The sequence below is a fragment of the Micromonospora sp. NPDC049374 genome (genome assembly GCF_040677165.1).
Lineage (GTDB): Bacteria > Actinomycetota > Actinomycetes > Mycobacteriales > Micromonosporaceae > Micromonospora.
Map to the genome: position 1 here is coordinate 355,695 of NZ_JBFAQH010000003.1, position 24,688 is coordinate 380,382.

At 71.9% G+C, this 24,688-nt stretch carries 23 protein-coding genes; 11 read left to right on the forward strand and 12 right to left on the reverse strand.

From position 1 onward, the window contains the following. Positions 1 to 19 precede the first annotated feature (19 nt). From AB0J93_RS07565 to AB0J93_RS07575, 3 genes are read right to left on the reverse strand one after another with little or no spacing between them, the layout of a single operon-like run. The gene (locus AB0J93_RS07565) at positions 20 to 778 is read right to left on the reverse strand and encodes an SDR family NAD(P)-dependent oxidoreductase (protein ID WP_363919137.1); all 759 of its coding nucleotides are present in this window, start codon (positions 776 to 778) and stop codon (positions 20 to 22) included. Next, positions 771 to 2,024, reverse strand: a complete 1,254-nt coding sequence (locus tag AB0J93_RS07570) for an AMP-binding protein (RefSeq protein ID WP_363919139.1) — start codon at positions 2,022 to 2,024, stop codon at positions 771 to 773. The genes AB0J93_RS07565 and AB0J93_RS07570 overlap by 8 nt, the downstream gene beginning before the upstream one ends. Continuing rightward, entirely contained in the window at positions 2,021 to 2,272 is a 252-nt protein-coding gene (locus tag AB0J93_RS07575; RefSeq protein WP_363919141.1) for an acyl carrier protein, read from the reverse strand. Before AB0J93_RS07575 ends, AB0J93_RS07570 begins: the two co-directional genes overlap by 4 nt. 27 nt (positions 2,273 to 2,299) lie before the next feature. On the opposite strand from AB0J93_RS07575, the gene AB0J93_RS07580 reads away from it, so the two are divergent. Beyond that, positions 2,300 to 2,860 carry a GNAT family N-acetyltransferase gene (locus AB0J93_RS07580; protein ID WP_363919143.1) on the forward strand — a complete coding sequence of 187 codons (561 nt, stop codon included), beginning with the start codon at positions 2,300 to 2,302 and terminating at the stop codon, positions 2,858 to 2,860. Between the two features lie 66 nt (positions 2,861 to 2,926). On the opposite strand, the gene AB0J93_RS07585 is transcribed toward AB0J93_RS07580, so the two are convergent. Further along, positions 2,927 to 4,687, reverse strand: a complete 1,761-nt coding sequence (locus tag AB0J93_RS07585) for a hypothetical protein (RefSeq protein ID WP_363919145.1) — start codon at positions 4,685 to 4,687, stop codon at positions 2,927 to 2,929. Positions 4,688 to 4,953: 266 nt separating this feature from the next. Between AB0J93_RS07585 and pseB the strand changes: the two genes are divergently transcribed. From pseB to AB0J93_RS07610, 5 genes are read left to right on the forward strand one after another with little or no spacing between them, the layout of a single operon-like run. Then, positions 4,954 to 5,937, forward strand: coding sequence for a UDP-N-acetylglucosamine 4,6-dehydratase (inverting) (pseB, locus tag AB0J93_RS07590; protein ID WP_363919147.1), 984 nt, complete (start codon positions 4,954 to 4,956; stop codon positions 5,935 to 5,937). Next, positions 5,934 to 7,091: a DegT/DnrJ/EryC1/StrS family aminotransferase gene (locus AB0J93_RS07595; RefSeq protein WP_363919149.1), complete on the forward strand. Its 1,158-nt coding sequence runs from the start codon at positions 5,934 to 5,936 to the stop codon at positions 7,089 to 7,091. The genes pseB and AB0J93_RS07595 overlap by 4 nt, the downstream gene beginning before the upstream one ends. Positions 7,092 to 7,102: 11 nt before the next feature. Continuing rightward, the gene (locus tag AB0J93_RS07600; protein WP_363919151.1) at positions 7,103 to 7,939 is read left to right on the forward strand and encodes a hypothetical protein; all 837 of its coding nucleotides are present in this window, start codon (positions 7,103 to 7,105) and stop codon (positions 7,937 to 7,939) included. After that, positions 7,936 to 9,753 (forward strand): class I SAM-dependent methyltransferase, encoded by a 1,818-nt coding sequence (locus tag AB0J93_RS07605; RefSeq protein ID WP_363919153.1) that lies wholly within the window; start codon positions 7,936 to 7,938, stop codon positions 9,751 to 9,753. Before AB0J93_RS07600 ends, AB0J93_RS07605 begins: the two co-directional genes overlap by 4 nt. Further along, positions 9,750 to 10,484 carry a glycosyltransferase family protein gene (locus AB0J93_RS07610; protein WP_363919155.1) on the forward strand — a complete coding sequence of 245 codons (735 nt, stop codon included), beginning with the start codon at positions 9,750 to 9,752 and terminating at the stop codon, positions 10,482 to 10,484. The genes AB0J93_RS07605 and AB0J93_RS07610 overlap by 4 nt, the downstream gene beginning before the upstream one ends. Before the next feature lie 17 nt (positions 10,485 to 10,501). Here AB0J93_RS07610 and AB0J93_RS07615 read toward each other — a convergent pair whose 3' ends face one another. Next, entirely contained in the window at positions 10,502 to 10,666 is a 165-nt protein-coding gene (locus AB0J93_RS07615) for a hypothetical protein (RefSeq protein WP_363919157.1), read from the reverse strand. On the opposite strand from AB0J93_RS07615, the gene AB0J93_RS07620 reads away from it, so the two are divergent. Continuing rightward, the gene (locus AB0J93_RS07620; RefSeq protein ID WP_363919484.1) at positions 10,655 to 11,536 is read left to right on the forward strand and encodes a spore coat protein; all 882 of its coding nucleotides are present in this window, start codon (positions 10,655 to 10,657) and stop codon (positions 11,534 to 11,536) included. The two genes, AB0J93_RS07615 and AB0J93_RS07620, sit on opposite strands and share 12 nt — an antisense overlap. Here the strand turns inward: AB0J93_RS07620 and AB0J93_RS07625 are convergent. Genes AB0J93_RS07625 through trpB form a run of 3 tightly spaced genes read right to left on the reverse strand, consistent with a single transcriptional unit; the run spans position 11,501 to position 14,296 of the window. Next, entirely contained in the window at positions 11,501 to 12,268 is a 768-nt protein-coding gene (locus tag AB0J93_RS07625; protein WP_363919159.1) for a GntR family transcriptional regulator, read from the reverse strand. The two genes, AB0J93_RS07620 and AB0J93_RS07625, sit on opposite strands and share 36 nt — an antisense overlap. A 16-nt stretch (positions 12,269 to 12,284) precedes the next feature. Next, positions 12,285 to 13,091 (reverse strand): tryptophan synthase subunit alpha, encoded by an 807-nt coding sequence (gene trpA / locus AB0J93_RS07630; RefSeq protein ID WP_363919161.1) that lies wholly within the window; start codon positions 13,089 to 13,091, stop codon positions 12,285 to 12,287. After that, positions 13,088 to 14,296, reverse strand: coding sequence for a tryptophan synthase subunit beta (trpB, locus tag AB0J93_RS07635; protein WP_363919163.1), 1,209 nt, complete (start codon positions 14,294 to 14,296; stop codon positions 13,088 to 13,090). Before trpB ends, trpA begins: the two co-directional genes overlap by 4 nt. 235 nt (positions 14,297 to 14,531) lie before the next feature. On the opposite strand from trpB, the gene AB0J93_RS07640 reads away from it, so the two are divergent. Further along, positions 14,532 to 14,951, forward strand: a complete 420-nt coding sequence (locus tag AB0J93_RS07640) for a hypothetical protein (protein ID WP_363919165.1) — start codon at positions 14,532 to 14,534, stop codon at positions 14,949 to 14,951. Between the two features lie 174 nt (positions 14,952 to 15,125). Here the strand turns inward: AB0J93_RS07640 and AB0J93_RS07645 are convergent, their stop codons facing one another. Further along, positions 15,126 to 15,722, reverse strand: a complete 597-nt coding sequence (locus AB0J93_RS07645; protein ID WP_363919167.1) for a TetR/AcrR family transcriptional regulator — start codon at positions 15,720 to 15,722, stop codon at positions 15,126 to 15,128. 67 nt (positions 15,723 to 15,789) lie between these two features. Between AB0J93_RS07645 and AB0J93_RS07650 the strand changes: the two genes are divergently transcribed. Both AB0J93_RS07650 and AB0J93_RS07655 read left to right on the forward strand, forming a co-directional pair. Beyond that, positions 15,790 to 16,164, forward strand: coding sequence for a nuclear transport factor 2 family protein (locus AB0J93_RS07650; RefSeq protein WP_363919169.1), 375 nt, complete (start codon positions 15,790 to 15,792; stop codon positions 16,162 to 16,164). A gap of 42 nt (positions 16,165 to 16,206) precedes the next feature. Next, positions 16,207 to 16,845, forward strand: a complete 639-nt coding sequence (locus tag AB0J93_RS07655; RefSeq protein ID WP_363919171.1) for an alpha-ketoglutarate-dependent dioxygenase AlkB — start codon at positions 16,207 to 16,209, stop codon at positions 16,843 to 16,845. Between the two features lie 59 nt (positions 16,846 to 16,904). Here AB0J93_RS07655 and AB0J93_RS07660 read toward each other — a convergent pair whose 3' ends face one another. From AB0J93_RS07660 to AB0J93_RS07670, 3 genes are all read right to left on the reverse strand, one after another. Next, positions 16,905 to 18,287, reverse strand: coding sequence for an RICIN domain-containing protein (locus AB0J93_RS07660; RefSeq protein WP_363919173.1), 1,383 nt, complete (start codon positions 18,285 to 18,287; stop codon positions 16,905 to 16,907). Positions 18,288 to 18,500: 213 nt separating this feature from the next. Beyond that, positions 18,501 to 20,984, reverse strand: a complete 2,484-nt coding sequence (locus AB0J93_RS07665) for a DNA topoisomerase IV subunit A (protein ID WP_363919175.1) — start codon at positions 20,982 to 20,984, stop codon at positions 18,501 to 18,503. Between the two features lie 31 nt (positions 20,985 to 21,015). After that, a complete protein-coding gene (locus tag AB0J93_RS07670; RefSeq protein WP_363919486.1) occupies positions 21,016 to 23,073 on the reverse strand; it encodes a DNA topoisomerase IV subunit B in 2,058 nt (685 codons plus the stop codon). A 352-nt stretch (positions 23,074 to 23,425) separates the two neighbouring features. On the opposite strand from AB0J93_RS07670, the gene AB0J93_RS07675 reads away from it, so the two are divergent. Then, positions 23,426 to 24,682 (forward strand): hypothetical protein, encoded by a 1,257-nt coding sequence (locus AB0J93_RS07675; protein WP_363919488.1) that lies wholly within the window; start codon positions 23,426 to 23,428, stop codon positions 24,680 to 24,682. Positions 24,683 to 24,688: the final 6 nt, after the last annotated feature.

The following is a 24,688-nucleotide window of genomic DNA, read 5'->3' on the forward strand; positions in this document are numbered from 1 at the left end:
GGACAACGGGTGCGGCGGATCAGATCGAGGCGGCACCGTCGACCACGATGACCTGGCCGTTGATGTTCGTCTGGTCGCGCAGCAGCAGCCGCACCACCGGCACCACCTCCTCCGGCTCGGTCAGCTGACCGGTCGGCGTACGGCGCACGATCTGGTCGAGCTGGGTCTGGCCGAGCACCGCCGACATCTCCGAGGCGAAGAAACCCGGGGCGACCGCGTTGACAAGCACCCGCCCGCCCAGTTCCCGGGCCAGCGAGCGGGTCGCCGCGTCCATCCCGCCCTTGGTGGCGGAGTACGCCACCAGACCCGGGAAGCCGCGCTGCGCGCAGATCGAGGTGATGTTGACGATCCGCCCGCGCCGCCCCTGGGCCAGCATCCGCCGCACGGCCAGCCGGGTGAGCTGCAACGGTGCGGTCAGGTTGGTCTCGATGATCCGGGCGATGTCGGCGGTGGCGGTGTGCACGTGCAGCGAGTCCTGCCCGACGGCCGCGTTGTTCACCACGCCGTCGATCGGGCCGAGCCGTTCCTCGGCCGCCCGGACGAACGCCTGCGCGGCGGCGAGGTCGGTCACGTCGACCGGGCCGACGTGCGTCCGCTCCGGGTGTGCGTCGGCGAGCTTGGCCAGCTCGGGGGTGACGGTGCGGGCGAAGGCGGCCACCTTCAGGCCCGATTCGAGCAGGTCGGTGACGATGGCGAGGCCGAGGCCGCGGGAACCGCCGGAGACGAGCACCACGGAGCTGGGCGGTACCGGTCGGGCGGGGGTGGTGGGGTCAGACATCGCTCTTCAGGGTCTCCTTGACGGGAATCTCGGTAAGCACGCGGATCCGGCGCGGGACCGCGTACTCGGGCAGTTGGTCGGCGCACCAGCGGACCAGCGTCGCCTCGTCCAACGTGGCGCTTCCGGTCGGCACCACCTCGGCGACGACCATGTGGCCGAGCAACGGGGCGCGCCGCCCGGTGACCCGGGCCCAGGCCACCTGCGGATGCGCGGTCAGCACGTCGCGGACCACACCGGCGGAGACCTTGCTGCCGCCGACGTTTATCTCGTCCGCGTCGAGCCGGCCGGTGATCAGCACCCGACCATCGCTCACCTGTGCCCGGTCGCCGGTGCGGACCGGACCGGCCAGCCCGGCACCGTGGTACGGCGAGGTGATCACCAGTTCACCGTCGCGCACCCCGATCGTGGGGCGGCCCGGGGCTGCCCGGTCCAGCCACTCCACCGGGAACCCGGCCCGCCCGTCGTGCACCACGATGGCCGCGCCGACCTCGGAGGAGGCGTAGATCCAGGAGATCCGGGCGGCCGGGAACACCTCCCGCAACCGGTCCAGGATGGTCTGGTCGACCGGTTCGCCGCCGAGGGTCAACTGACGCAGCGGCACCCCGGCCAGCCCGGCCGGATCGCGGTGCAGGGCCCGTCGCCAGAAGGTCGGGGTGCCGGAGGCGGCGTCCACGCCGTGCTCGGCCGCCAGCGCCGGCCAGTCGTCGAGCTGATCCGGCTCCACCACCACCAGATGCTGCCCCGGCTGGGTCAGCGACAGCGTGACCACCTGCCACCAGGCGTACGTGCCGGGAGCGTACGGGCAGAGCCAGGTCCGGACGGGCTGCTGCCCCCGGACGGTGGTAAGCGATTCGAGGGTGTGCCCCACCCGCTTGGGACGGCCGGTGGAGCCGGAGGTCAGCAGCCACAGCCGGCCTGGCTCGGCGGCCCGCGCGGCGGGCGTCGTCGCGTCCCCGGCCGTACGGTCACCGCCCAGTTCCGTCACCGCGAACCCGGCGTCGCGCAGTTCCGCGCGCATCGCCGCGTCGACTCGGCTGGCCGTGCTGAGCAGCAGCTCGGTGCCGTGCACGGCGTGGTGCCGGGCGGCGGCGAGCGCGTACCGGGCCGAGTGGGACAGCGCGGCGGCGGGCCCGGGGAGGGTCAGCTCCGGCAGGTCACGCCAGGTGAGCGTGGCACCGTCGACGACGACCCGGTTGTCGGCCCCCGCCGGATGGACGGGGGCCTGCGGGGCGGTCTCGACGCTCACTGCCGCTGCAACTCGACGAGGAAGTCGAGCACGTCGCCGACGGTGGCGATCCGCCGCAGCCCGGGCGCGTCGAAGTTCAGCTCCTCCCCCGTGGCGTCCTCGACGCGCAGCGCCAACTCGGAGAAGTCCAGCGACCGGAAGCCAACCTCGCGCAGATCGGCGGCGTCGTCGACGGGCAACGCTTTGCCCTGGTTCTTGAGAACCTCGCCCATGAGGTCGCGAATCTGCGCCCGACTCAATTCCTTCATGCGGCGGAGTGTACAGCCAGGTGAATCGTGATTAGGGTGCCCGGTGACCAGGTAAACGGAACGGAAAGCGAGCGGTACGTGTTGCGTGACGCCACCGAGGACGACGTTAACCTGATGTTGTCCTGGCGTAATCAGGAAATCAACCGACAGGTCAGCAAGACCAGTCATGTCATCACCGCCGAGGAGCACCGACGGTGGTGGTCGGCGGTCCGTCAGGACCCCGCCCGTCGGGTGCTGACCTACCTGCGCGAGGGCGTGCCCAGCGGCGCGGTCACCTACTTCGACCTGCGGTTGTCCGGCCCGCGTACCGGCGGTTGGGGCTTCTACCTGGACGCCGAGGGGCTGGCCGAGCGGGGCGAGACGCTGCCCGCCTGGCTGGAGGTGATGCGGGAGGCGGTGGACCACGCCTTCGACGTGCTGGCGCTGGACCGGCTCGACGGTGAGGTGCTCGCCCACAACACGGTGGTGCGCCAGATGAACCGTCGGCTCCGTTTTGTCGAGGGGCCCGGCCGCCAGGAGACCCACGACGGCCGGGAAATCACCGTCATTCCCATTTCTCTGGAGCGCGCCGACCGCCGCGTTCGCTGATTTTTGGTTTCCCGTCCACGCATTGTTCACGTGGCCGACGAGTTGCGTTGGCCACCACTGCGGGAATCACCGGCGCCGCCACCCGGCCCATTTCCGCTGCGGGTCGCCGCCCAGCCGGACGAAGCCGTGCCGGGCACCGTCCCAGTCGTCGGGTTCGCCGGGCGCCCAGCGGGCGAAGACCACCTCCGCGTCGGCCGGCGGCCGGTCACGGAACCACGGCACCTCGGTCCAGGTGACCTGGTGGCTGAGGTTGAACCGGAGCTGGTAGGGGACGCCGGTGGAGGCGGCGACCCGCTCCGGCGGCCGGATCCCCAGCTCGGCCACGCTGGGCACGGGTGTGCCGGCCGCCGCCAATGGGCCGATCAGCCGCTGCGTGATCACCTGCATGGTCGCCACGTTGACCACGAGCAGCGCCGTGAGCACCACCGCCAGCAGGCCGGTACGCGCGATCCGGTGGCGGGTCGCGAGCACGAGCACGAGCAGCAGGCACCCGGCGACCCCGATCGCGGAGCCGACCAGGGGCCGCAGCTGTCGCCACCCGTCGGTCAGGGCCATCAGGTCCGGCGCGCTGAACCCGCCCCAGCGCAGCGGCGCACCGTCGGCGGCTGCCTGGGACAGTCGAAACTGGATCAGTGCGCCGCCCGCCGCCAGCAGCAGCACGGTGGCCCCGATCCGGCGCAGCAGCGGACGGTACGCGGTACCGAACAGCAGCCCGAGGCCGACCAGCAGCCAGAACGGGGCGAACATCTGCACGTACCGGGCGTAGATGGCGTCCGGCACCCGGTCCGGAACACCGGCCAGGACGATCTCCGCGCCGACGGCGACGCCGACGGTGGTCAGCACGGCCACGCCGAACGTCCACCTGGCGGCGTCACCGCCCCGGCGACACAGCCGGGTCACCGCCTCGGCACCGGCCAGCCCGGCCAGCCCGAAGGTGACGACCGTCAGGTACCACACCTGCGTACCGACGGACGCCAGCACCTGCGACAGTCCTCGGACCGAGGTGACCGCCCGCACGGCGTTGCCACCGGCCGGGTCGCCGAGCAGGTGCACGGTCTCGCCGAGCAGCCGTACTCCCGCCTCGTTGCCCAGCACGGCGGCCACCACCGGCAGCACCGCCGCCAGCAACGCGGCCGGGTCCAGCCGGCGGCGGACGACCAGCGCCAGGGCCAGCAGCGCGAAACCGGCGACGATCACCACTCCGCGCGAATGCACCAGATGCGCCGCGCCCGCCAGGGCACCGCACACCGCCGCGACGGCCGGTCCGGGCCGCTCGACCAGCCGGTGCACGGCGAGCAGCCAGGCCAGCAGCAGCGGCCCGAGCACCGCGTCGGTCATCGCCACCGTGGCGTGGAAGGCCACCGCCGGCAACGTCGCCGCGCCGGCCGCCGCCGCCAGGGCCGGACCGGGTCGCAGCCCCAGCAGCCAGCGACCGAGCAGGTACGCCAGCGGCAGGACCGTCGCGTTCAACGCCGCATTGATCACCCGCACCAGCAGGTAGGTGTCGAGGAAGTCCCGGTCGAGGAGAAAGGCCGGCGCGATCAGCAGCGGGTAGCCGATCCGGCGCAGGGTCTCGTTCTCGCTGCTGAATCCCCCGGGACCGCCGGCCAGGGCGCGTGCGGTGTTGAGGTAGCTGTCCTCATCGGTGTGCGCGAACGGCATGCCGGCGTGGCGGGCCAACCAGATCCGCCAGGCGGTCCCCAGCAGCCAGCCGCCGACCAGCAGCAGGGGCAGCAACCAGCGGCGACGGTTGGACCGCACCGGCCCACGATGGTCCACCGACCCGCCCGTGGCCTCGGCCCGGGTCGTCTCGGCCTCGACGGTCATCGTTCCTCCCACGACGCGGCCGGGCAGGCAGCCGCCGTCCGGACGCGCCACGGTTCCCGGTCGGGTCGAGACGCTAACGGCCCGGTCGGCGCAGGTCGGCGGGCATGCCGCGACGACGGCAGGTGTTCGCCAACCGGGTGCCCGCCATTCACCGCCGCACGCCACGTGGTTAACCGCAGGGCATGAGCCCGTTAACCCGCCGCGTCTAGCGTTCCCACCCGGCCGGCCGAGGCCGACCGCGAATCCGACACACACGGGAGCACCAGTTGAGCGAGCTGAACGGATCGTCCATCCTCGTCACCGGGGGAACGGGTTCCTTCGGCAGGACCTTCCTGCGGCACCTACTCGCCGAGACCGATCCGGCCCGGGTGGTGGTCTTTTCCCGTGACGAGCTCAAGCAGTACGAGCTGCGCCAGCAGCTCGGCGACGACCCCCGACTGCGCTGGTTCATCGGCGACATCCGGGACCGGCACCGGCTGACCCGGGCCATGCACGGCGTGGACCACGTCGTGCACGCCGCCGCCCTCAAGCAGGTCGACACCGCGGAGTACAACCCGTCGGAGTTCATCGCCACAAACATCACCGGTTCGCAGCACGTCGTCGACGCGGCGATCGAGGCCGGCGTGCAGAAGGTGGTGGCCCTGTCCACCGACAAGGCGTCCAGCCCGATCAACCTGTACGGCGCGACGAAGCTGGTCGGCGACAAGCTGTTCATCTCCGCAAACCACTACGCGGCACAGCACCCGACCCGCTTCGCGGTGGTGCGCTACGGCAACGTGGTCGGCAGCCGTGGCTCGGTGGTTCCGCTGTTCCGCCGGCTCGCCGCCGAGGGTAAGAGCCTGCCGATCACGGACAAGCGGATGACCCGCTTCTGGATCACACTGGACCAGGCCGTGCAGTTCGTCATCGACTCGTTCGACCAGATGCAGGGCGGCGAGCTGTTCGTGCCCCGCATCCCCAGCATGCGCATCCTCGACCTGGTCGAGGCGGTCGCCCCGGAGGCCACCACCCACGAGATCGGCATCCGGCCCGGTGAGAAGCTGCACGAGGAGATGATCGCCCCGGACGACAGCCGCCGGACGCTGATCACCAAGGACCGGTTCATCGTGCAGCCGACCATCGCCACCTGGGGCTATCAGCCGCCCGTCGGCTGCGAGCCGGTGGCCGACGGCTTCGCGTACCAGTCGGACACCAACGACGAGTGGCTCACCGTGCCCCAGCTACGCGACATGCTCGGCATCGCGGCATGACGTCTTTCCTCCCGTACGGTCGACAGTCGGTCACCGACGACGACGTGGCCGCCGTGGTCGCCGCCCTGCGCAGCGACTGGCTCACCACCGGCCCGGAGGTCGCCGCCTTCGAAGCGGACATCTCCGCCTGGGCCGGTGGGGCCGGCGTGGCGACGGTCTCCAACGGCACCGCCGCGCTGCACGTGGCGTACGCGGCGGCCGGTGTCGGCCCCGGCGACGAGGTGATCGTGCCGCCGATGACGTTCGTGGCCACCGCCAGCAGCGCGGTCGCCCTCGGCGCGCGGGTCGTCTTCGCCGACGTGGAGGAGGAGACGTTCACCCTGGACCCGGCGGCGGTGGCCGGGGCCACCACCGAGCGGACGAAGGTCGTCGCCGCGGTCGACTACGCGGGCCACCCGGCCGACTACGACGCGCTGCGCGCCGCGCTCGACGGCAGCGACGCGCTGCTGCTCGCCGACGCGGCCCACTCGATCGGCGCCACCTACCGGGGCCGGCCGGTGGGATCGCTTGCCGACCTGACCACGTTCTCGTTCTTCCCGACCAAGAACCTGACCACCGCCGAGGGCGGCGCGGTCGCCACCAGCGATCCCGGATTGCTCAAGCGGGCCCGCCGGTTCCGCAACATCGGGCTGGTCCGGGAACCCGACGAGCTGCGGTGGCCGGACGAGGGCGGCTGGCACCAGGAGGTGCACGAGTTCGGCCTGAACTACCGGCTGCCGGATGTGTTGTGCGCGCTCGGCCGCAGTCAGTTGCGCCGCCTCGACGCCTTCCTCGCCCGCCGCGCCGAACTGGTGGCCCGCTACGACGCGGCCCTCGCCGATCTCCCCGGCGTGCTCGTTCCCGGCCGGCGGGAGTGGGCGGCACCGGCCTGGCACCTGTACCCGATCCGGGTGCTTGACGGCCGCCGTCGCGAAATCTACGAACGGATGCGCGCGGCCGGGATCGGCGTCCAGGTCAACTACATCCCCGCGCACTGGCACCCGGCCTTCGCCGACCTCGGCTACCGGCGCGGCAGTTGTCCCGTGTCGGAAGCCTTCTACGCCCAGCAGTTGTCGCTGCCGCTCTACCCTGGGCTGCGCGACGCCGACCAGGACCGCGTCATCGACGCGTTGGCCGCGGCCCTGCGCGGCGTCTCGCTCCGGCCCACCGCCTGAGGGAACGCCCGATGCACCACGCGAACCACTTCTACGGTCACGCCCACGTGCTGGCCCGCTACGCGGGGCTGGGTGACGGCCACCCGCCCCGGATCAACGGGTACGTCCAGCACGGCTGGAACATCGGCGACGGCCTGGCCCCCGGCCACCCGTACGCCGAGCGCACGCCGAGTCTGCTCTGGTCGGAGCAGACCCGGCGGCGGGCCTGGTCGGTCGGGCGGCGCAACGTCACGGTGATCGGGGCACCGTTCGTCTACCTGCTGGCCATGCGACCGGAGGAGGAATCCCAGCCGCCCCGGGAGGGCACCATCTGGTACCCGTTCCACGGCTGGGAGGGCCAGCACGTCAAGGGTGACCACAAGGAACTGATCGCCCGCATCCGGGACACCGAACCGGGCCCGGTCACGGTCTGCCTGTACTGGCACGAGCACCGGATGCGGCGGGTACGCCGGCTCTACGAGAACGCCGGCTTCCGGGTCATCTGCCACGGCTACCGCGGGCACTGGTGGAAGGACACCGACCCGCAGTTCCTGGACCGTCAGCTCACCGAGCTGCGCCGGCACCGCCGGGTCGCGTCCAACCGGCTGACAAGCGCCATCTTCTACGGCATCGCGGCCGGCTGCGAGCCGGCGGTGTACGGCGACCCGATGGTGCTGGCCGACGAGGACCCGACCTTCGGCGGCACCGCCCGGATCCGCCGGCAGTGGCCGCAGTTGCACGGCGAACAGGTGCACCTGCCGACCGCCGTCGCGATCGCCCACGCCGAACTGGGCACCGACCACCGCCACCCGCCCGCCGCGCTGCGGGAACTGCTGGGGTGGGCGTACCCGCAGGAGGAGACGACGTGACAACGGAGACGGCGTCAGCGGTGACGCTGCCCGGCGGCGAGATGCTCGCCTGGTCCGATCGGACGGACTCAGCCGGCGACGGCCCCCTCGCCGCGTTGGCCGCCCGCCTGGTGCCGGCCGGTGCCCGGGTGCTGCTGGCCGGACCGCACGGCCCGGCGCTGCTCGACGCGCTGGCCCACGCCCGGCTCACCTGCCTGCTGCGCGGCTACCCGGACGCGGCGGTGCTCGCCGACCGGGTGGACCGGGTGCTGGTGGCCGGCCCGCACGGCCTGCCCGCCGGCGAGGAGTACGACGTGGTGATCGCCGGTGCCGGGTTGGACGCGGTCGAGTCGGTCGAGGGTGAGCGACTCGGCTGGGACGGGCTGCTGGCCCGCCTGGTGGCGGCCGTCCGACCCGGTGGTGACCTGCTGCTGCGGCTGGACAACCCGCTCGGCGTGCACCGGCTGGTCGCCGCCGAGAGCTGGCACGCCGGCCGGAGCGATGCCGAGTGGACCGTCGGTGGGGTGCTCGACGCCGCCCGTCCCGCCAACCTGGAGCAGGCACGCGAGCGGCTGGCCGCCGCCGGGATGCGCGCCGGCAGCTGTTACGCCGCGTACCCGCGTCCCGACCTGACCACCGCGCTGCTGGCCGTCGACGAGTTGGCTCGGCACACCAGCAGCGGGTTGTTCGACGCGGTGCTGCACACCGCCGGCACCGACGGGTACACCGGCCGGTTCGTCCTCGCCGATCCGGCCCGGCTGGCCGCAGACGCCCTGCATGCCGGCCGCGCCGCCGACCTGGCCCCGTCCTGGCTGATCCTCGCCCGCCGACCGGCCGCCGCGCCGACCGACCCCGATCGCCAGTCGACCGACCACGAGCCAGCCGGCACCGACGACGCGGCTCGCCCGCAGCCGGGCGTCGACCGGTCGGAGAACCCGCCACCCGGGAGCGGCCAAACCAGCCCGTTGCCGGTGGCATTGGTCGCAATGACCGGCGGCGCGGTGGTCGAGGTGCGGGACGGGCCGCAGGGCTGGCACTGGCACCGGCCCGAGGGCGGGGCCACACCGTACGCCGGCCGGGAGGTGGCCCACCGCGAACCGGATGGCCCCGACGAGCCGGTACCCGACGGGCGCCTGCTGCGCAGCCTGCTGCTCGACGGATGCCTGCGCCGGGACACGGCGCTGCTGCGCGGGCTGCTGCGCGGGTACGCCGACTGGCTCGACGGCCAGGCCGAGCAGGGACAGCTCGTCGGCGCGGTGGCACTGGCCGGGGCGGACAACCTGGTCGTCGACGGTGACCGCTGGGCGGTGCTCGACCGGAGTCGGCGGGCCGACGCACCGTCGCCGGTCGACGTGGTGCTGGCCCGGACGTTGTGGCGCTTCGCCGCCGACCTGCTCACCGGCGGGTACGCCCACCCGTGGACCTCCACGTTGGATGTTGCGGGGCTGACCGTGGTGCTCGGTGGAGTCGCCGGACGCGACTTCGACCGGGCCGTCGTCGAGGCCGCGATGCAGCCGGAGACGGCGGCCGCCGTCGCACCGACCGACCCGCCGCCGGGCCCGCGCAGCTACCAGCAGCTGCGCGAGGCGTGGCTGCGCCAGCGGGAGGAGAACACCCGGCTGACGGCGCTGCTCAAGTGGACCGAGAACCTGCTCACCACCCGCGAACGTGCACTCCGTCGGGCCGAAGCGAAGATCAACCTGTTGAGCGGTTCGCTGAGCTACAAGGTCGGGCGACTGGCCATCACTCCGGCGCGGATGGCCAGGCGCGGCGCCCGCGCCGCCAAACGCCGGGCCCGCGCCGCCATCTCCGCGAAGCAGGGAGGACAGCAGTGACCGACCGCATCGTCGGCATCGTGCAGGCGCGGATGGGCTCGTCCCGGCTGCCCGGCAAGGTGCTGCGCCCGCTGGCCGGGCGCAGCGTGCTCGGCCGGGTGGTCCGGGCCGCCCAGGACAGCGGTGTGCTGGCCGACCTGGTGGTGGCGACCAGCAGCGACAGCAGTGACGACGCGGTCGTCGCCGAGTGTGACCGGCTCGGCGTCCCCTGGCACCGGGGCCCCGTCGACGACGTGCTGACCCGCTTCGTCGGTGCCCTGGACGACCATCCCGCCGACGCGGTCATGCGGTTCACGGCCGACTGTCCGCTGCTGGATCCGGAGATCGTCAGCCTGGTCGCCTCGGTGTACCGCGCCGTGCCGGGGCTGGACTACGCCAGCACGTCGATCGCCCGCACCCTCCCCCGAGGTCTGGACGTCGAGATCATCCGGGCGGACGCGCTGCGCACCGTCGACCGGCTCGCCACCGACCACCACCGGGTGCACGTGACCTCGTACGCGTACGCGCATCCGGAGGTGTTCCGGGTACTCGGCGTGACCCTCACCCCGGACCGTTCGCAGCTGCGCCTCACCCTGGACACTGCCCGCGACTGGGAGCTGGTCCGCGCGGTGGCCGACCATTTCGGTGACGTCAGCGTGCCGCTGGCCAAGCTCGCCGACTGGCTCGACGGGCAGCCGGCGCTGCGCGCGCTCAACGCCGACGTACGGCAGAAGCGGTTGGAGGAGCGCTGAGCACGTTACGTGTCGGACTACGCTGCGACGCCGGGCCGCTGCGCGGTGTCGGGCACCTGGTCCGTTGTCTCGCCCTCGGTGAGGAGTTCCAGGCCCGAGGCGCCACCGTCGAGGTCTTCGGCACCGTCGACGGCGTCGGTTGGGCGGCCGACCAGCTCACCGCCCGGGGTATCCCCTTGCATCCCGGCCCGGACACCCCGGACGACCTGGTCGCCACGGCCCGCCGGCACGACCTCGACGTGCTGGTCCTCGACTCGTACGAGCTGGATCCCGCCGGTGCGGGCGCACTGCGGGCGGCCGGGGTGCTGACCCTGGCCATCGTCGACGGGGACACCCGGGGACAGGACGCCGACCTCTACCTCGACCAGAACTTCGCCACCGACCTGGCGGTGCCGGCGGGCCGGCTGCTCGCCGGCAGCGGGTACGCCCTGCTGCGCGAGAGTGTCCTGGCCGCCCGGCCGACGGCCCCGCGCCCGGCGATGACCGTGGATCCCCCCTCGGTGCTGGCCTTCTTCGGCGGCACCGATGCGGCCGGCGCGGCACCGGTGCTGACCGAGGTGCTGCTGTCGACCGGTCGGCCGATGGAACTCACCGTCGTCGTCGGCCGGCCCGAGCTGGCCGCGCGGATGGCTCGGCTGACGCCGGGGCCCGGGCAGTCGCTGCTGCCGGTGCCACCCACCGGTGCGTTGCCCGCCCTGATCGCCGCGGCGGACCTGGTGGTCAGCGCGGCCGGCACCTCCACCTGGGAACTGTGCTGTCTCGGGGCACCGTCGGCGCTGGTCTGCGTGGTGGACAACCAACGCGAGTCGTACCACCGGGTGGTGGCGGCAGGTCTTGCCGCCGGGCTCGGTGAGCTGTCCGCGCTGGCCGGCGAGGGTCCGGCGACCCGCGCCGCCGGGCGCACCCTGGCCGGGTTGCTGGGCGACGGGGCGCGCCGGGCGGAGCTGTCCGCCCGCGCCTGGACGGCCGTGGACGGGCGCGGGCGGCAACGGGTGGTGGACGCGGTGCTGGAGGCGCTACGACACGTCGCGGCTGGCACCCCAGTGCAGTGACAGGCCCCGCGCGGCGCGATCGGTGTTGATCTCCATCATGCTGCCGAGGATCGTGGCCCGGTCGGCGACGATGGCGGTGCCGTCAAGCGTGTAGGTGGTCCGGTCGCTGATCAGCACGGCGGCACCCGGTGCGTCGTCGAGGTGTGCCGCCAGCGCCGCGTCGAGGACGCCGGGCCGGATCGTCTCGGTGGCCCGGGCGACCGAGACACCCCGGACGGCGAGCGCCTCGTACAGGGATGTCGCGGTGAAGTCCACCTCGCGCAGACCGTCCGCGTGCGAGGCGCGTACCCACGAGACCTGGTGCACGGCGCGGCGGCCGGCGAACGCGCGGACCCGCTCCAGCCGCAGCCCGGAGTCGGTCGCGCTGGCCCGTAGCGCCCCGGCGATCCGCGCGGGCAGGCGGCGCACCGCGCGGCCGACCACGGCGGTACGCACCTCGTGGCCCTGGTCCCGCAGGTCGTCGGCGAAGCTGCGCAGCGAGCCGAGCCGGTACGCCAGGTGCGGCGGGGCGACGAAGGTGCCCCGGCCGGGTTGCTGCTCGATCAGCCCTTCGTCGCTGAGCTGCCGCAACGCCTGCCGCAGCGTCATCAGCGTGACGCCGTAGGCGGCGCTGAGGTCGCGCTGGGAGGGCAGCGCCGCGCCGGGCGGATAGTCCCCGGATCGGATCTTGGCGGCGAGGTCCGCGGCGATGGTGCGGTACCGCGCCGCGGGCGCGTCCTGCCCGGTAGCCATGCCGCCGCCCCGCCCCCTAACCTCCGGCGTCCGCCGTTGTCCCTGCCGGCACGCCGTCCAGCGCCGCGCGCAGGGACCGGACGAATCCGGCGGTCGACGCCGGATCCGCGCCGTCGAGCAGGCGTCGCATCAGCGCCGCGCCGACGATCACGCCGTCGGCGTCCCGCGCCGCCGCAGCCGCCTGCGCCGGTGTCGAGATGCCGAATCCCAAGAATACGGGCCGGTCCGTGACGCCCCGCAGGCGCCGCGCCAGTCCGGCGGCCGGGGCGCCGAGCTGCTCCCGTTCACCCGTGATCCCCATCAGGGAGACGGCGTAGACGAAGCCGCGACTGCGCTCGGCGATGTCCCGCAGCCGCCGTGGTGGGGTCGCGGGCGAGGCCAGCAACGCGAGGTCGACGTTCGCGGCCCGCGCGGCCGTGCCCGTCGATCCGACCTCCTCAAGCGGCAGGTCGGGCACGATCAGGCCCTGCACGCCCGCCTTGGCGAGGGCCCGGCAGAACCGGTCCGGGCCGCGCCGCAACGCGAGATTGGCGTACGTGCTGACGACGACCGGCACGTCGATCCGGCTCCTCGACAGGTCGGCGAGGATGCCACCGGTGGTGGCGCCCCGGGACAGCGCGGCGTCGGACGCCTCCTGGATGGTGACGCCGTCGAGGGTGGGGTCGGAGAAGGGGATGCCGACCTCGATCGCGTCCGCTCCGGCATCGGCGAGGGCGCGCAGGTGGTCGGTCCAGTCCGGGGTGACTCCACCGGTGAGATAGGGCATGAGCAGCTTGCGCCCGCGGTCGCGCCGCAGCCGCAGCCGGGTCTCCAGACTGGTCATTCCGCCTCCTCGTCGCCCAGGTACGTCATAAGCGTCGCGATGTCCTTGTCGCCGCGTCCGGAGAGCGTGACGAGCACACTGCTGCCCGTGGGTAGTTCGGTGGTGCCGGCCGACCGGATGACCCAGGCGAGCGCGTGCGCCGACTCGATCGCCGGGACGATGCCCTCGGCGCGGGCCAGCCGGACCGCCGCCGCCAGCGCCTCCTCGTCGGTGGCGGTGACGTACCGGGCCCGGCCGAGGTCGCGCAGGTGGGCGTGCTCCGGCCCGACTCCGGGGTAGTCCAGGCCGGCCGCGACGGAGTGCGCCTCGCGGATCTGGCCCTGCTCGTCCTGAAGGAACAGCGACTGGAAGCCGTGCAGGACGCCTAACTCACCGAGGGCCGCGCCGGCACCGCCCGCCGCCTCGACCCCCACCAGCCGCGCCGGTGTGTCGACGAATCCGGCGAAGGTGCCGGCGGCGTTGGAGCCACCACCGACGCAGGCGACCACATGCTGCGGTGTGCCGGCCGACAACAGCTCGGCGCACTGGTGTCGGGCCTCCTGCCCGATGACCGCCTGTAGCTCGCGCACCATCCACGGGTACGGGTGCGGCCCGATCACCGAGCCCACGCAGTAGTACGCGTCCTCGGTGACGCCGACCCAGTGGCGCATCGCCTCGCTGGTGGCGTCCTTGAGGGTCCGGCTGCCCGACCGCACCGGTACGACCTGCGCGCTGAGCAGCCGCATCCGGAACACGTTGTGCGCCTGCCGCTCGACGTCTCGCTCGCCCATGAAGACCGTCACCGGCAGGCCCAGCAGGGCACCGGCGGTAGCGGTGGCGACGCCGTGCATTCCCGCGCCGGTCTCGGCGAGCAGTCGCCGCTTGCCCATCCGGCGGGCCAGCAACGCCTGCCCCAGCACATTATTGATCTTGTGGGAGCCGGTGTGCGCGAGGTCCTCCCGCTTGAGCAGCACCGTCACGCCGAGTTCGGCCGACAGCCGCAGGGCCGGGGTCAGCGGCGTCGGTCGACCCGCGTACGTCGACAGCAGCCGCGCCAGTTCGCCCCGGAAGCCCGGATCCGCCCACGCCTCGGCGAAGGCCGCCTCGACCTCCTCGCACGCGGGTATCAGCGGCTCGGGTACGAACCGGCCACCGTGGCGCCCGAACCGGCCGGCCACCGGCACGGCGGTCGGGTCGATCGGGTCGCGCAGTGCCAGAGCTTCCATGGCAACCTCCAACTGTTCTATAACTCTCATCTAGAGTTATAGAACAGTTGGCGGAGTGTGCGCAAGGCTTCGCCACCGACGGCCAGAGACGCACCAGCCCGACCGTCCTGATGCAGGTGAGCCCTGACTACAGTGGCCAGCACCCAGGGCGGAGAGTTCCTACTGGCTGCCGCTCGGCGGCCCCTACGGTCCGAATCTCCCTCCATCGTGTAGTCACAAAGGAGAACGTGTGATCTTGTCCGTACGAAGAGTGGCCCTGTTGATGCCGGCGCTTGCCCTACTGACGTCTGCCGCGCTGGTGGCCCCGATGGCGACGAAGGCGGAAGCAGCAACCTGCGTACGCTCCTGGAGCGCCTCGGCGGGCGACTCGGTCGGGACTGGACTCGGATTCAGCTACTCCGGGTGGCCAGGTGGAAATGCACGGGTGAAGGCCACGTACAAGATCTCGGGCACGGTCAAGTCGATCCGGGTTCGGATGTCCCAGGGCGGCACCAGCACCTCCACCACCCTGCTCGGCACCTCGGGCAAGAAGGTCACGAAGGACGTCGCCGTGGGCTATCGCGCCAAGGGCAAGGGCACGCTGTGGTTCGAGCCCAGGGGTGACAGCACGACCACCGGTCGTACCCTCTACTCCTTCTGCCTGTACCGGAGCTGATCTTCCGCTCAGCAGCGGGGCTGCGGAGGCCGTTCCGGCCTCCGCAGCCCCGCCCGGCCATCGACAAGCAGGTTGGTGCCGCGCGACCCGCCGAGGCAGCGACAACAACCCTGTGGTGAACGAGCCGGTTGGGGCCAGCCGGGCGTGCCGACGGCCCAGGCGCGTCGTCGCCGGTCAGGGCTCGCGGGCGCCGTAGAGACGCAGGATGCTGCGGCGCAGCATCGTCGCCGCCCGCGCGGTGGCCATCCGGCCGGCAGCGACCTCACCGCCGGCCGCATGACCGAGCGCGATGGTCGCGGACACCAACCAGACCGGGTCGAGGGTGCCGTCGAACTCACCGGCGGCCTGACCTTGGCCGATCAGCCGGGCCAGGCGCTCGGCGACCACGGCGTGCTGACGGTCGGAGTCCCCCTGGTCGATCGTGGTCACCGAGGGATGCAGCAGCAGCGGGTACCGGTCGAGCAGCCCCCAGGTGACGTCCAGCCAGCGCACCAGCGCCTCGGCGGCGGTGCCGCTGTCGACGTCGGCGGCGTCGAGCGCGGCGACGGCTTCGGCAGTGATGCGGTCGACGACGGCGGCCACCAGCAACTGTCGGGACGGGTAATGGGCGTACACGGTCTGGCGGGTGACGCCGGCCGCGGCGGCGACCTGCTCCACCTTCGCGTCCGGATGCCGACCGAGCACCCGCACGGCGGCATCCAGCACAGCGGCGGCGCTGCGCTCGGCGTCCGAACGCCTCCGTCGACGTCGCCCGTCCTTGACCTCTGACACGTTGTCCAAGTTACCGCCCGAGGTTAAGGTAGACACGATGTCAAAGCTAGGCCTTTGAGGGGGGCCAATGACGCCTCGCACCGATCTGACCAGCTATCTGATCCGCTATCCGCAGGAGGCAGGGCTGGGCGACGAGGATCCGGCGACCGTGCTCGACCGCTACCACACGCCGGACTACGAGCTGGTCAACGACGGCGTGTCACTCGACCGGAAGCGGCTGCTGGAGCACATCCGTCCGGCTCGCAGACGGGCAGCCGGTCTCCGGGTCGAGGTGCAGCAGGCGCTTGTGGACGGCGACCAGGTGGCCGCCCGGTACCGGCTCGTCGCAGAGCTGCGCAAAGGCGGGACCATCACCACGGAGATCTACATGTTCGGGGAGTTGGCCGCCGACGGCCGGTTGCGCCGCGCCGTCCAGGCCACCCGGATCCTCCCGTCGGCATGACTGGGTAGCACTGGTGTACTAAACACCTGCTAGGCTGCGGGCATGTCGCAGACCGCGTACCAGCCGTCGATGCTGGAGGTCACCGACGCGGCGCCCGCACTCGGCCCGCTGGTCGGGCAGCAGCGCCGGCACCCGCTGAGCCGGGGCGCCTGGGTCGACCACCTGCCCGGCTGGGTGCACGGCTCCGACCAGGTCCTCGACGTGCTGCTACGCGAGGTGCCGTGGCGGGCCGAGCGACGCACCATGTACGACAACGAGGTCGACGTGCCCCGGCTGCTCAGCTGGTACGGTGCCGGCCGGCCGCTACCGCACCCGGTGCTGACCGCCGCCCGCGCGGCGCTGACCCGCCACTACGCCGACGAGCTTGGCGAGCCCTTCGTCACCGCCGGCATGTGCCTCTACCGGGACGGCCGGGACAGCGTCGCCTGGCACGGCGACACCCAGGGCCGCTCCGCGCACACCGACACCATGGTCGCCATCGTCTCCTTCGGCTCCCCCCGCCAACTGCTGCTCCGCCCGCGCGGCGGCGGCGGGCCCAGCCTGCGGTTTCCGCTCGGCCACGGCGACCTGGTGGTGATGGGCGGCTCCTGCCAGCGCACCTGGGAACACGCCATACCGAAGACCTCCCGCCCGGTCGGCCCCCGGGTCAGCGTCCAGTTCCGCCCGGCCGGCGTCGCCTGACCCACCGGTCGGGGCACGTCGGAGTCCCCGGCCTCGACCGGGGACTCCGACCCCTCAACTCAGAACTGCGCGAAGAACCGCCACACCTCGCCCTTGGTCCAGGTCCTGGCGCCGCTGTCGCCGCCGCCGTCGACCGGGCCGGGGGTGTGGCCGCCGTCGAACGCACCCCACTGCACCGGATAGCCGGCGCGGCATCCCGAGTAGACGGTGGTGATGTGCGTCCGGCTGCCCGCCGCCGGCTCCGGCGGGTTCTGCGGGGTGCAGCCGTTGTTGCGGACGAACCTGTCACGCAACGACCGCCCGCTTGTGATGTTGTCGGAGATGCCGTGAATGCCGAAGTACGCGATCGGCTGGGTGCCACCACTGCACCCACTCAGTTCCCGGGGAGCGCCGTAGACCGCGACGGCCCGGAAGACGTTCGCGCGGGCACAGGCGAGGGCGTAGCTCATCGCCCCGCCGTAGCTGAACCCGAGGGCGAAGCGCTGTGCCGTGTTGACGCACAGGTCACTCTCGATCCGACGGATCATGTCGTCGACGAAGGTGACGTCCTCACCACCGGAGTTGGCCCAGCCGTTGCCGATGCCCTGGGGCGCGACCAGGATCGCGCTGTTGTTGGACTGTTCCTGCTGCCCGTAGTAGGCCCAGGCGGCCCCGTCGGCTCCACCGTAGGCGACATCGCCGGCGGTGCCACCCCACCAGTGGAACGCGAACATCAACCGGTAGCGGGTGTTGTTGTTGTAGTTGGCGGGGATCCTCAGGATGAAGCTACGACTCTGGCCGCCGCTCTGGATGGTGTGCGTACCGTTGCCCAGCGTCGGCGTCCGGCCGCACCCCGCGCCCGGCTCACCGGTCGGTGGTGGCGACGTGGGGCCGCCCCCGTCGACCCGGGCCAGTTGCCACTGCTGGTTGGCGCCGTTCCAGTCGGCGTACTGCACGATGTTCGCGCCGTCGGCGGTGGAGGCGCCCTGCACCTCGACGACCTTACTGCTGTGCCGGCTGATCAGCCGGACGTGACCGCCGTCCGAGTCGGCCAACCGGAACTGCTGGTTGGTGCCGTTGTGGTCGGACCACTGCACGATCGTGGCGCCGTCGGCGGTTGATGCGTTCGACACGTCCAGGACCTTGCCGGAGTGCCGCGACTTGAGCCGGTACCAGCCTCCGCCGGAGTCCACGAACTGCCACTGCTGGTTGGCGCCGTCGTTGCGGGTCCACTGGCTGATCCGCGCGCCGTCGTTGGTCGCCAGGCCGTACACGTCCAACGCCTTGCCGCTGTTGCGGTTGACCAACACGTACCAGGCGTTCGGGTCCACCGTCGCCGCCGCTGCGGGTGCCGCGTTTACCGCGACGAGGCTGCCGGCCACCAGGGCCGCCGCACCGACCGCCGCCACGACCGACCGCCGCCGACGCCTGGGAGGAGAGGCGGGACGAACCTCACCATTCATTGATCCACTCCTTCGACTAGGACCACACGCGATCGGGAAGGACGCGTGTTGTCGCAGGCACCGACGTTGTGGATGGTGGTGTCGACACGTCGGGCCACCAGCGAGCAAGGCTCAACGTATCGTCGTAATACGTCATACGTCAATGACCGACGTCGATGGATGACGGCGTGCCGGACGATCGTGTCCGGCACGCCGCAGTCGAGGCGCAGATACCTACTCGCGGTCGATCTGGTGACCCACCACGCCTGGGCCGAGCATGACGGCGAAGCCGGAACCGTCGCGGCGCGGGTCGGCCGCCGGCAGTTCCACCGCCTCACCGTTGGCCGTCGAGCCGACCGGCCGGGGACCGACCCAACCGACCACCACGTCGGTCTCACCCTTGAGGAACCGATGGGCACGCACTCCGCCGGTCGCCCGCCCCTTCGCCGGGTACGCCGACAGCGGCGTCACCTTGACCGTCGCGCCGGTCGAGGTGACCACCATCGGCTCACCGTGCTCCGGATCGTCGGTGCGGACCGCGCCGAAGAACACCACCCGCGACCCGGACGGCAGGGCGATCCCGGCCATCCCGCCGCCCTTGAGCCCCTGGGCGCGGATCGTCCCGGCGGGGAACCGCAGCAGCGCGGCCGCACTGGTCAGGAAGGCGAGCGTCTCGGCACCGTCGACCAGCCAGGTCGCCCCGACCACCGCGTCACCGTCCCGCAGCCCGATCACCTCGAACTCGTCGGATCGCACCGGCCAGTCCGGGGCACACACCTTCACCACACCCTGCCGGGTACCGAGTGCCAGACCCGGGGAACCCTCCGCGGCAGCGCCGAGCGGCGCCAGGCCGACCACGGTCTCCCCCGGCTCGAGCGGCACCAGTTCGGCGGCCGACATCCCGCCACGCAACGACACCGTGCCGGCCTGCTCCGGCAGCACCGGCAGTGGCAGCACGTCCACCTTGAACGCCCGGCCGGCACTGGTCACCAGCAACACCCGCCCCCGGGCGGTGGAGTGCACCACGGCGCGTACCGCGTCGTGCTTGACCCGGCCGTGCCGCCGACGCCCCTCGGCGGACTCCTCCGACTCGGCCGCGGTACGGGCCACCAGCCCGGTCGCCGACAGGATCACCTGGCACGGGTCGTCGGCCACCTCCAACGGCCCGGCCGGAGCGGACGCGGCCAGCACCTCCTTGAGGTCACCGTCGACAAGCGTCGTCCGCCGGGGCGCGGCGAACTGCTTGACCACGGCGGCCAACTCGTCGGAGACGACCTTCTTCAGCACGTTCTCGTCGTCGAGGATGGTGGACAGCTCGGCGATCTCGGCACGCAGTTTCTGCTGCTCGGCCTCCAGCTCCAGCCGGTCGTACTTGGTCAACCGGCGCAGCGGAGTGTCCAGGATGTAGTTGGCCTGGATCTCGGAGAGCTTGAACTGGCGCATCAGGCCGCTGCGGGCCGCCTGGGCGTCCTCGCTGGCCCGGATCAGCTTCACCACCTTGTCGATGTCGAGAAGGGCGATCAGCAGACCGTCGACCAGGTGCAGCCGCTCCTCCCGCTTACGCTTGCGGTACGCGCTGCGCCGGGTCACCACCTCGTAGCGGTGGGCCAGGAACACCTCCAGCAGCTCCTTGAGCCCCAGGGTGCGCGGCTGCCCGTCGACAAGCACCAGGTTGTTGACGCCGAAGGACTGCTCCAGCGGGGTCAACCGGTAGAGATCGGCGAGCAGGGCCTGCGGGTTCACGCCGACCTTGCACTCGATGACCAGCCGGGTGCCGCTCTCCCGGTCGGTGAGGTCCTTGACGTCGGCGATCCCGGTGAGCCGTTTGGTCTTGGTCACCTCGTTGGTGATCGCGGCGATGACCTTCTCCGCGCCGACGCCGTACGGCAACTCGACCACCGTGATGGCCTGCCGACCCCGGCTGCCCTCCAGCGGCCCGATCTCCACCTTGCCGCGCATCCGCACCACGCCCCGGCCGGTCTCGTACGCCCGGCGCACCTCGTCGAGGCCGAGCAGCATGCCGCCGGTGGGCAGGTCGGGACCGGGCACGAACTCCATCAGCTTGTCGAGGGTGGCGTTCGGGTGCCGGATCAGCCACCGGGCCGCCGCGACGACCTCGCCCAGATTGTGCGGGATCATGTTGGTCGCCATCCCGACCGCGATCCCGGCGGCACCGTTGACCAGGAGATTCGGGAAGGCGGCCGGCAGCACGGTGGGCTGGGTCAGTGAGCCGTCGTAGTTGGGCTCGACGTCGACGGTGTCCTCGCCCAGCTCACCGACGAGCAGCATCGCCTCCCGCGACATCCGGGCCTCGGTGTATCTCGCCGCCGCCGGTCCATCGTCCGGGCTCCCAAAATTTCCATGCCCGTCGATGAGTGGCACGTTCAGCGAGAAGTCCTGCGCCAGCCGCACCATCGCGTCGTAGATCGCGGTGTCGCCGTGCGGATGGTACTTGCCCATCGCGTCCCCGACGATCCGAGCCGACTTCACGTGCGCCCGGTCCGGGCGGTGGCCCTGCTCGTACATCGACCAGAGGATGCGTCGGTGCACCGGCTTGAGGCCGTCGCGCGCGTCGGGCAGTGCCCGCGAGTGGATGACCGAGAAGGCGTACTCCAGGTAGGAGTCGGACACCTCGGTGGTCAGCGGGTTGTCGATGATCCGCGCGCCGGCCAGGTCGAACGCGGAACGGTCGACCTTCGTTTCCTTGCGGCGTGCCATGGCTCAGCTTTCCTTCCGAGAGACCCGATGGTCAGGCGTCGATGGCGTCACGGTCGACCCGGTCGGCGGAGTCGATCAGCCACTTGCGGCGCGGCTCGACCTTCTCCCCCATCAGCAGTTCGAGGATCCGCTCGGCGGCCTCGATGTCGTCCAGAGTGATCCGGCGGACCGCGCGGGTGGCCGGATTCATGGTGGTCTCCCAGAGCTCGTCGGCATCCATCTCGCCGAGACCCTTGAACCGGGGCACCGGGGTGACGATCTGCTTGCCGGCCTTCTCGAACCGGCGCACCGTCGACTCCATCTCCGCCTGGGTGTAGGTGTAGACGGTCTCCGGGTTGCGCCCCTTGGTCGTGATCTTGTGCAACGGTGGCATCGCGGCGTAGAGCCGGCCCGCCTCGATCAACGGCCGCATGTACCGGGCGAAGAGGGTGATCAGCAGCGTCCGGATGTGTGCGCCGTCGACATCGGCGTCGGCCATGATGAGCACCCGGCCGTAACGCAGCGCCGACAGGTCGAAGGTGCGCCCGGAGCCGGCACCGAGCACCTGCACGATCGCCGCGCACTCGGCGTTGTCGAGCACCTGCTGAAGGTTGGCCTTCTGCACGTTGAGGATCTTGCCTCGAATCGGAAGAAGCGCCTGATACTCCGCAGAACGGGCAAGTCGGCCTGTTCCGAGGGCGCTGTCCCCTTCCACAATGAACAATTCACTCCTGTCGATGCCCGAGGCGCGGCAGTCGACGAGTTTGGCGGGCATGGCCGCGCCTTCGAGCGCGGTCTTGCGGCGGGCCGCGTCCTTCTGCTGCTTCTGGGTGAGGCGTACCCGGGACGCGTCGACGATCTTCTGGAGGACCGTACGCGCCTCGGTGCGCGTCTTACGGTCGTCCAGCCAGGACTTGACGTGCTGCTCCACCAGGCCCTGCACGACCTTGGTGATGCCGGCGGTGGACAGCTCGTCCTTGGTCTGCGAGGTGAACTGCGGCTCGGGCACTCGGACGTGCACCACCGCCGTCATGCCCTCCAGGACGTCGTCCAGCGTGGGCGCGTCCTCCTTGGCCTTGAGCAGGCCCCGGGTGTTGCGCACGGCGTCGGCGAGAGTACGCGCAAGCGCCCGCTCGAAACCCTTGCGGTGGGTGCCACCGTGGGCGTTGCGAATGGTGTTGGTGAAGCACTCGACCGTGCGTTCGTAGCCGGTGCCCCAGCGGAAGGCGATCTCGACCTCCGCCCGGCGCTGCACGTTTGACTGCATGACGCCGTTGGCGTCGGCGGCGTTCTCCCGGTACGTCCCCTCGCCGGTGACCAGCAGGGTGCCGGAGACCGGCCGGTCGCCGGCCGGTGCCAGGAACTCCACCATGTCGGTGAGGCCGTTGGGGTAGTGGAAGCGCTCCTCGGTGGGCTCCTCCGTGGTGCGGTCGCGCAGCGTGTAGCCGACGCCGGGGACCAGGAAGGCGGTGTGGCGCAGCTTGGCCCGCACGGCGTCGTGGTCGAGCGTGGCACCGGTCTCGAAGTAGCGGGCGTCGTGCCAGTAGCGGATCGAGGTGCCGGTGCGGTGGCCGCGCTTCATGGCGCCGACGACCTGGAGCCCGGGGCCGGGGGTGAACGGCGCGTCGGGGCCGTCGCCGTCGAAGATGCCCGGCACGCCGTGCCGGAACGACATGGCGTGCACCTTGCCGCCCCGGCGCACGGTGACGTCGAAGCGGCGGGACAGGGCGTTGACCGCCGAGGCACCCACGCCGTGCAGCCCACCGGAGGTCTTGTAGCCGGAGCCGCCGAACTTGCCGCCGGCGTGCAGGCGGGTGAGCACCAACTCGACGCCGGAGATGCCGGAGCGGGCGTGCACGTCGGTGGGGATGCCTCGGCCGTTGTCGTCGACCTGAACCGAGCCGTCGGCGTGCAGGACGACCTCGACGGCGGTGGCGTGGCCGGCGACGCCCTCGTCGGTCGAGTTGTCCAGGATCTCGTTGACGAGGTGACCCACGCCACGGCTGTCGGTGGAGCCGATGTACATGCCGGGCCGCTTGCGAACGGCGTCCAGCCCCTCAAGGTGCGTGAGGTCGTCGGCCCCATACAGGGTGTCAGGCTCTGCGGTCAACTGGTCGTACTCCCCGGTCTCGGCGATGTGCTCTCCCGCGCCGTCGGCGGTCGGCCCGGCGCGGGCACGCCGCAGCGAGCGTAGCCGCACGCCCCGACAACCTGTGCGGACACCCGCCCGGCACGCCGAGGGCCGCTGCTGGCGGACCTGCTGCGGTCAACGCCCCGGCCACCGGTCTTATGCCCGGCGGTGCTGCTCGACGCCGGCCCGGCGACCGGTCACGGGAGCATCTGCCACCTCTGTGGGCCCGTCGGTCACAGATGTTTCCCACTGTTGACGTTCGTCACACCCGCGTGATCTCATCACGGCACCAGAGGATCTTTCATATTTCTATGAACGGATGGGGATGCCGATGTCCGCGTTGCGTCGTACCGCCGCCGCGATGGCCCTGGCCGTCACCGCGGCGACCCTCTCCACCGCCGTCGCGGCCCCCGCCGCCGCGGCCGCACCACCCACCGCGGCGGTGGCCCTCGGCGACAGCTTCATCAGCGGCGAGGGCGCCGGCTCCTACCAGCCGGTGGTCGACGTGACCGGCGTGGCGCGGGGTTTCCCGGGGTGGACAGCGCCCAACAGCGACGCCTTCTTCTGTCACCGCTCGGCAAACGCCTCACTGCACAAGGCGACGCTGCCCGGCATCCAGGACCGGTTCAATCTCGCCTGCTCCGGCGGCCAGCCGCACGACATCGCCGCCGCCTCGTCGGCCCGGACGAACGGCCGACAGGTCGCCGCCCAACTCGACCAGCTCCGCGCAGTCGCCCAGAGCCACGACATCGACCTGGTGCTGATCGGTCTCGGCTCGAACAACAGCTCGTTCACCTTCGGCGGGGTCGCCGAGAAGTGCGCCAACCGGTTCATCGCCGACGCCTGGACCGGCTGGTGGGAGTTCTGGGCATACCTGAACGGGCCGGTGGAGCAGAAGCCGTGCACGGACGCCGACCTGGCCACCGCGGCACAGCTCACCGCCGCGACGGCGGAGACCACCGCGGCGGTACGCCAGATCCTGAACACCCTGCGCGAGGTGGACGCCGACGGCCAGCACCGGGTGGTGTTGCAGGACTACACCAACCCGCTGCCGCTGGACCTGGCCCCCACCTACCACTCCGAGGACAACCGGGACGACACCCGGGACAAGTTCCGCGCACTGGGTGCCGAGCGGTACGCGGCCGGCTGCCCGATCCACCGGGCGAGCCTCGCTCCCGGTCACCGGTTCTCGCAGGGCCTCGGAACCATCGTGCGCTCCGCCCGGGACACCCTGGCCGCCGAGTTCGCCGGCACCGATCTGGTCTACCTCAACGTGCAGCGGGCCTTCGACGGCGCCCGGCTCTGCGAGAACACGAACAGCCCGACCGGCACCCTGGCCACCCCGATCCGGCTGATGGACAACCCGCCGAACGGGACCTTCGTGACCAGCCTCTCCGGCAAGGACAAGATCGCCATCCAGCGGATCGCCAACACCTGTGTGAGCTACTTCCAGACCTGCCAGGAGTCGTGGCACCCGAACGCCGCCGGGCACCAGGTGCTGGGCCAGTGCCTCTCCGGCGCGGCCACCACCGCTGCCCGCTCGGTCGCCTGCGTACGCGGCTCGAACGGCACGATCAGCGTTTCCTGACCGGCT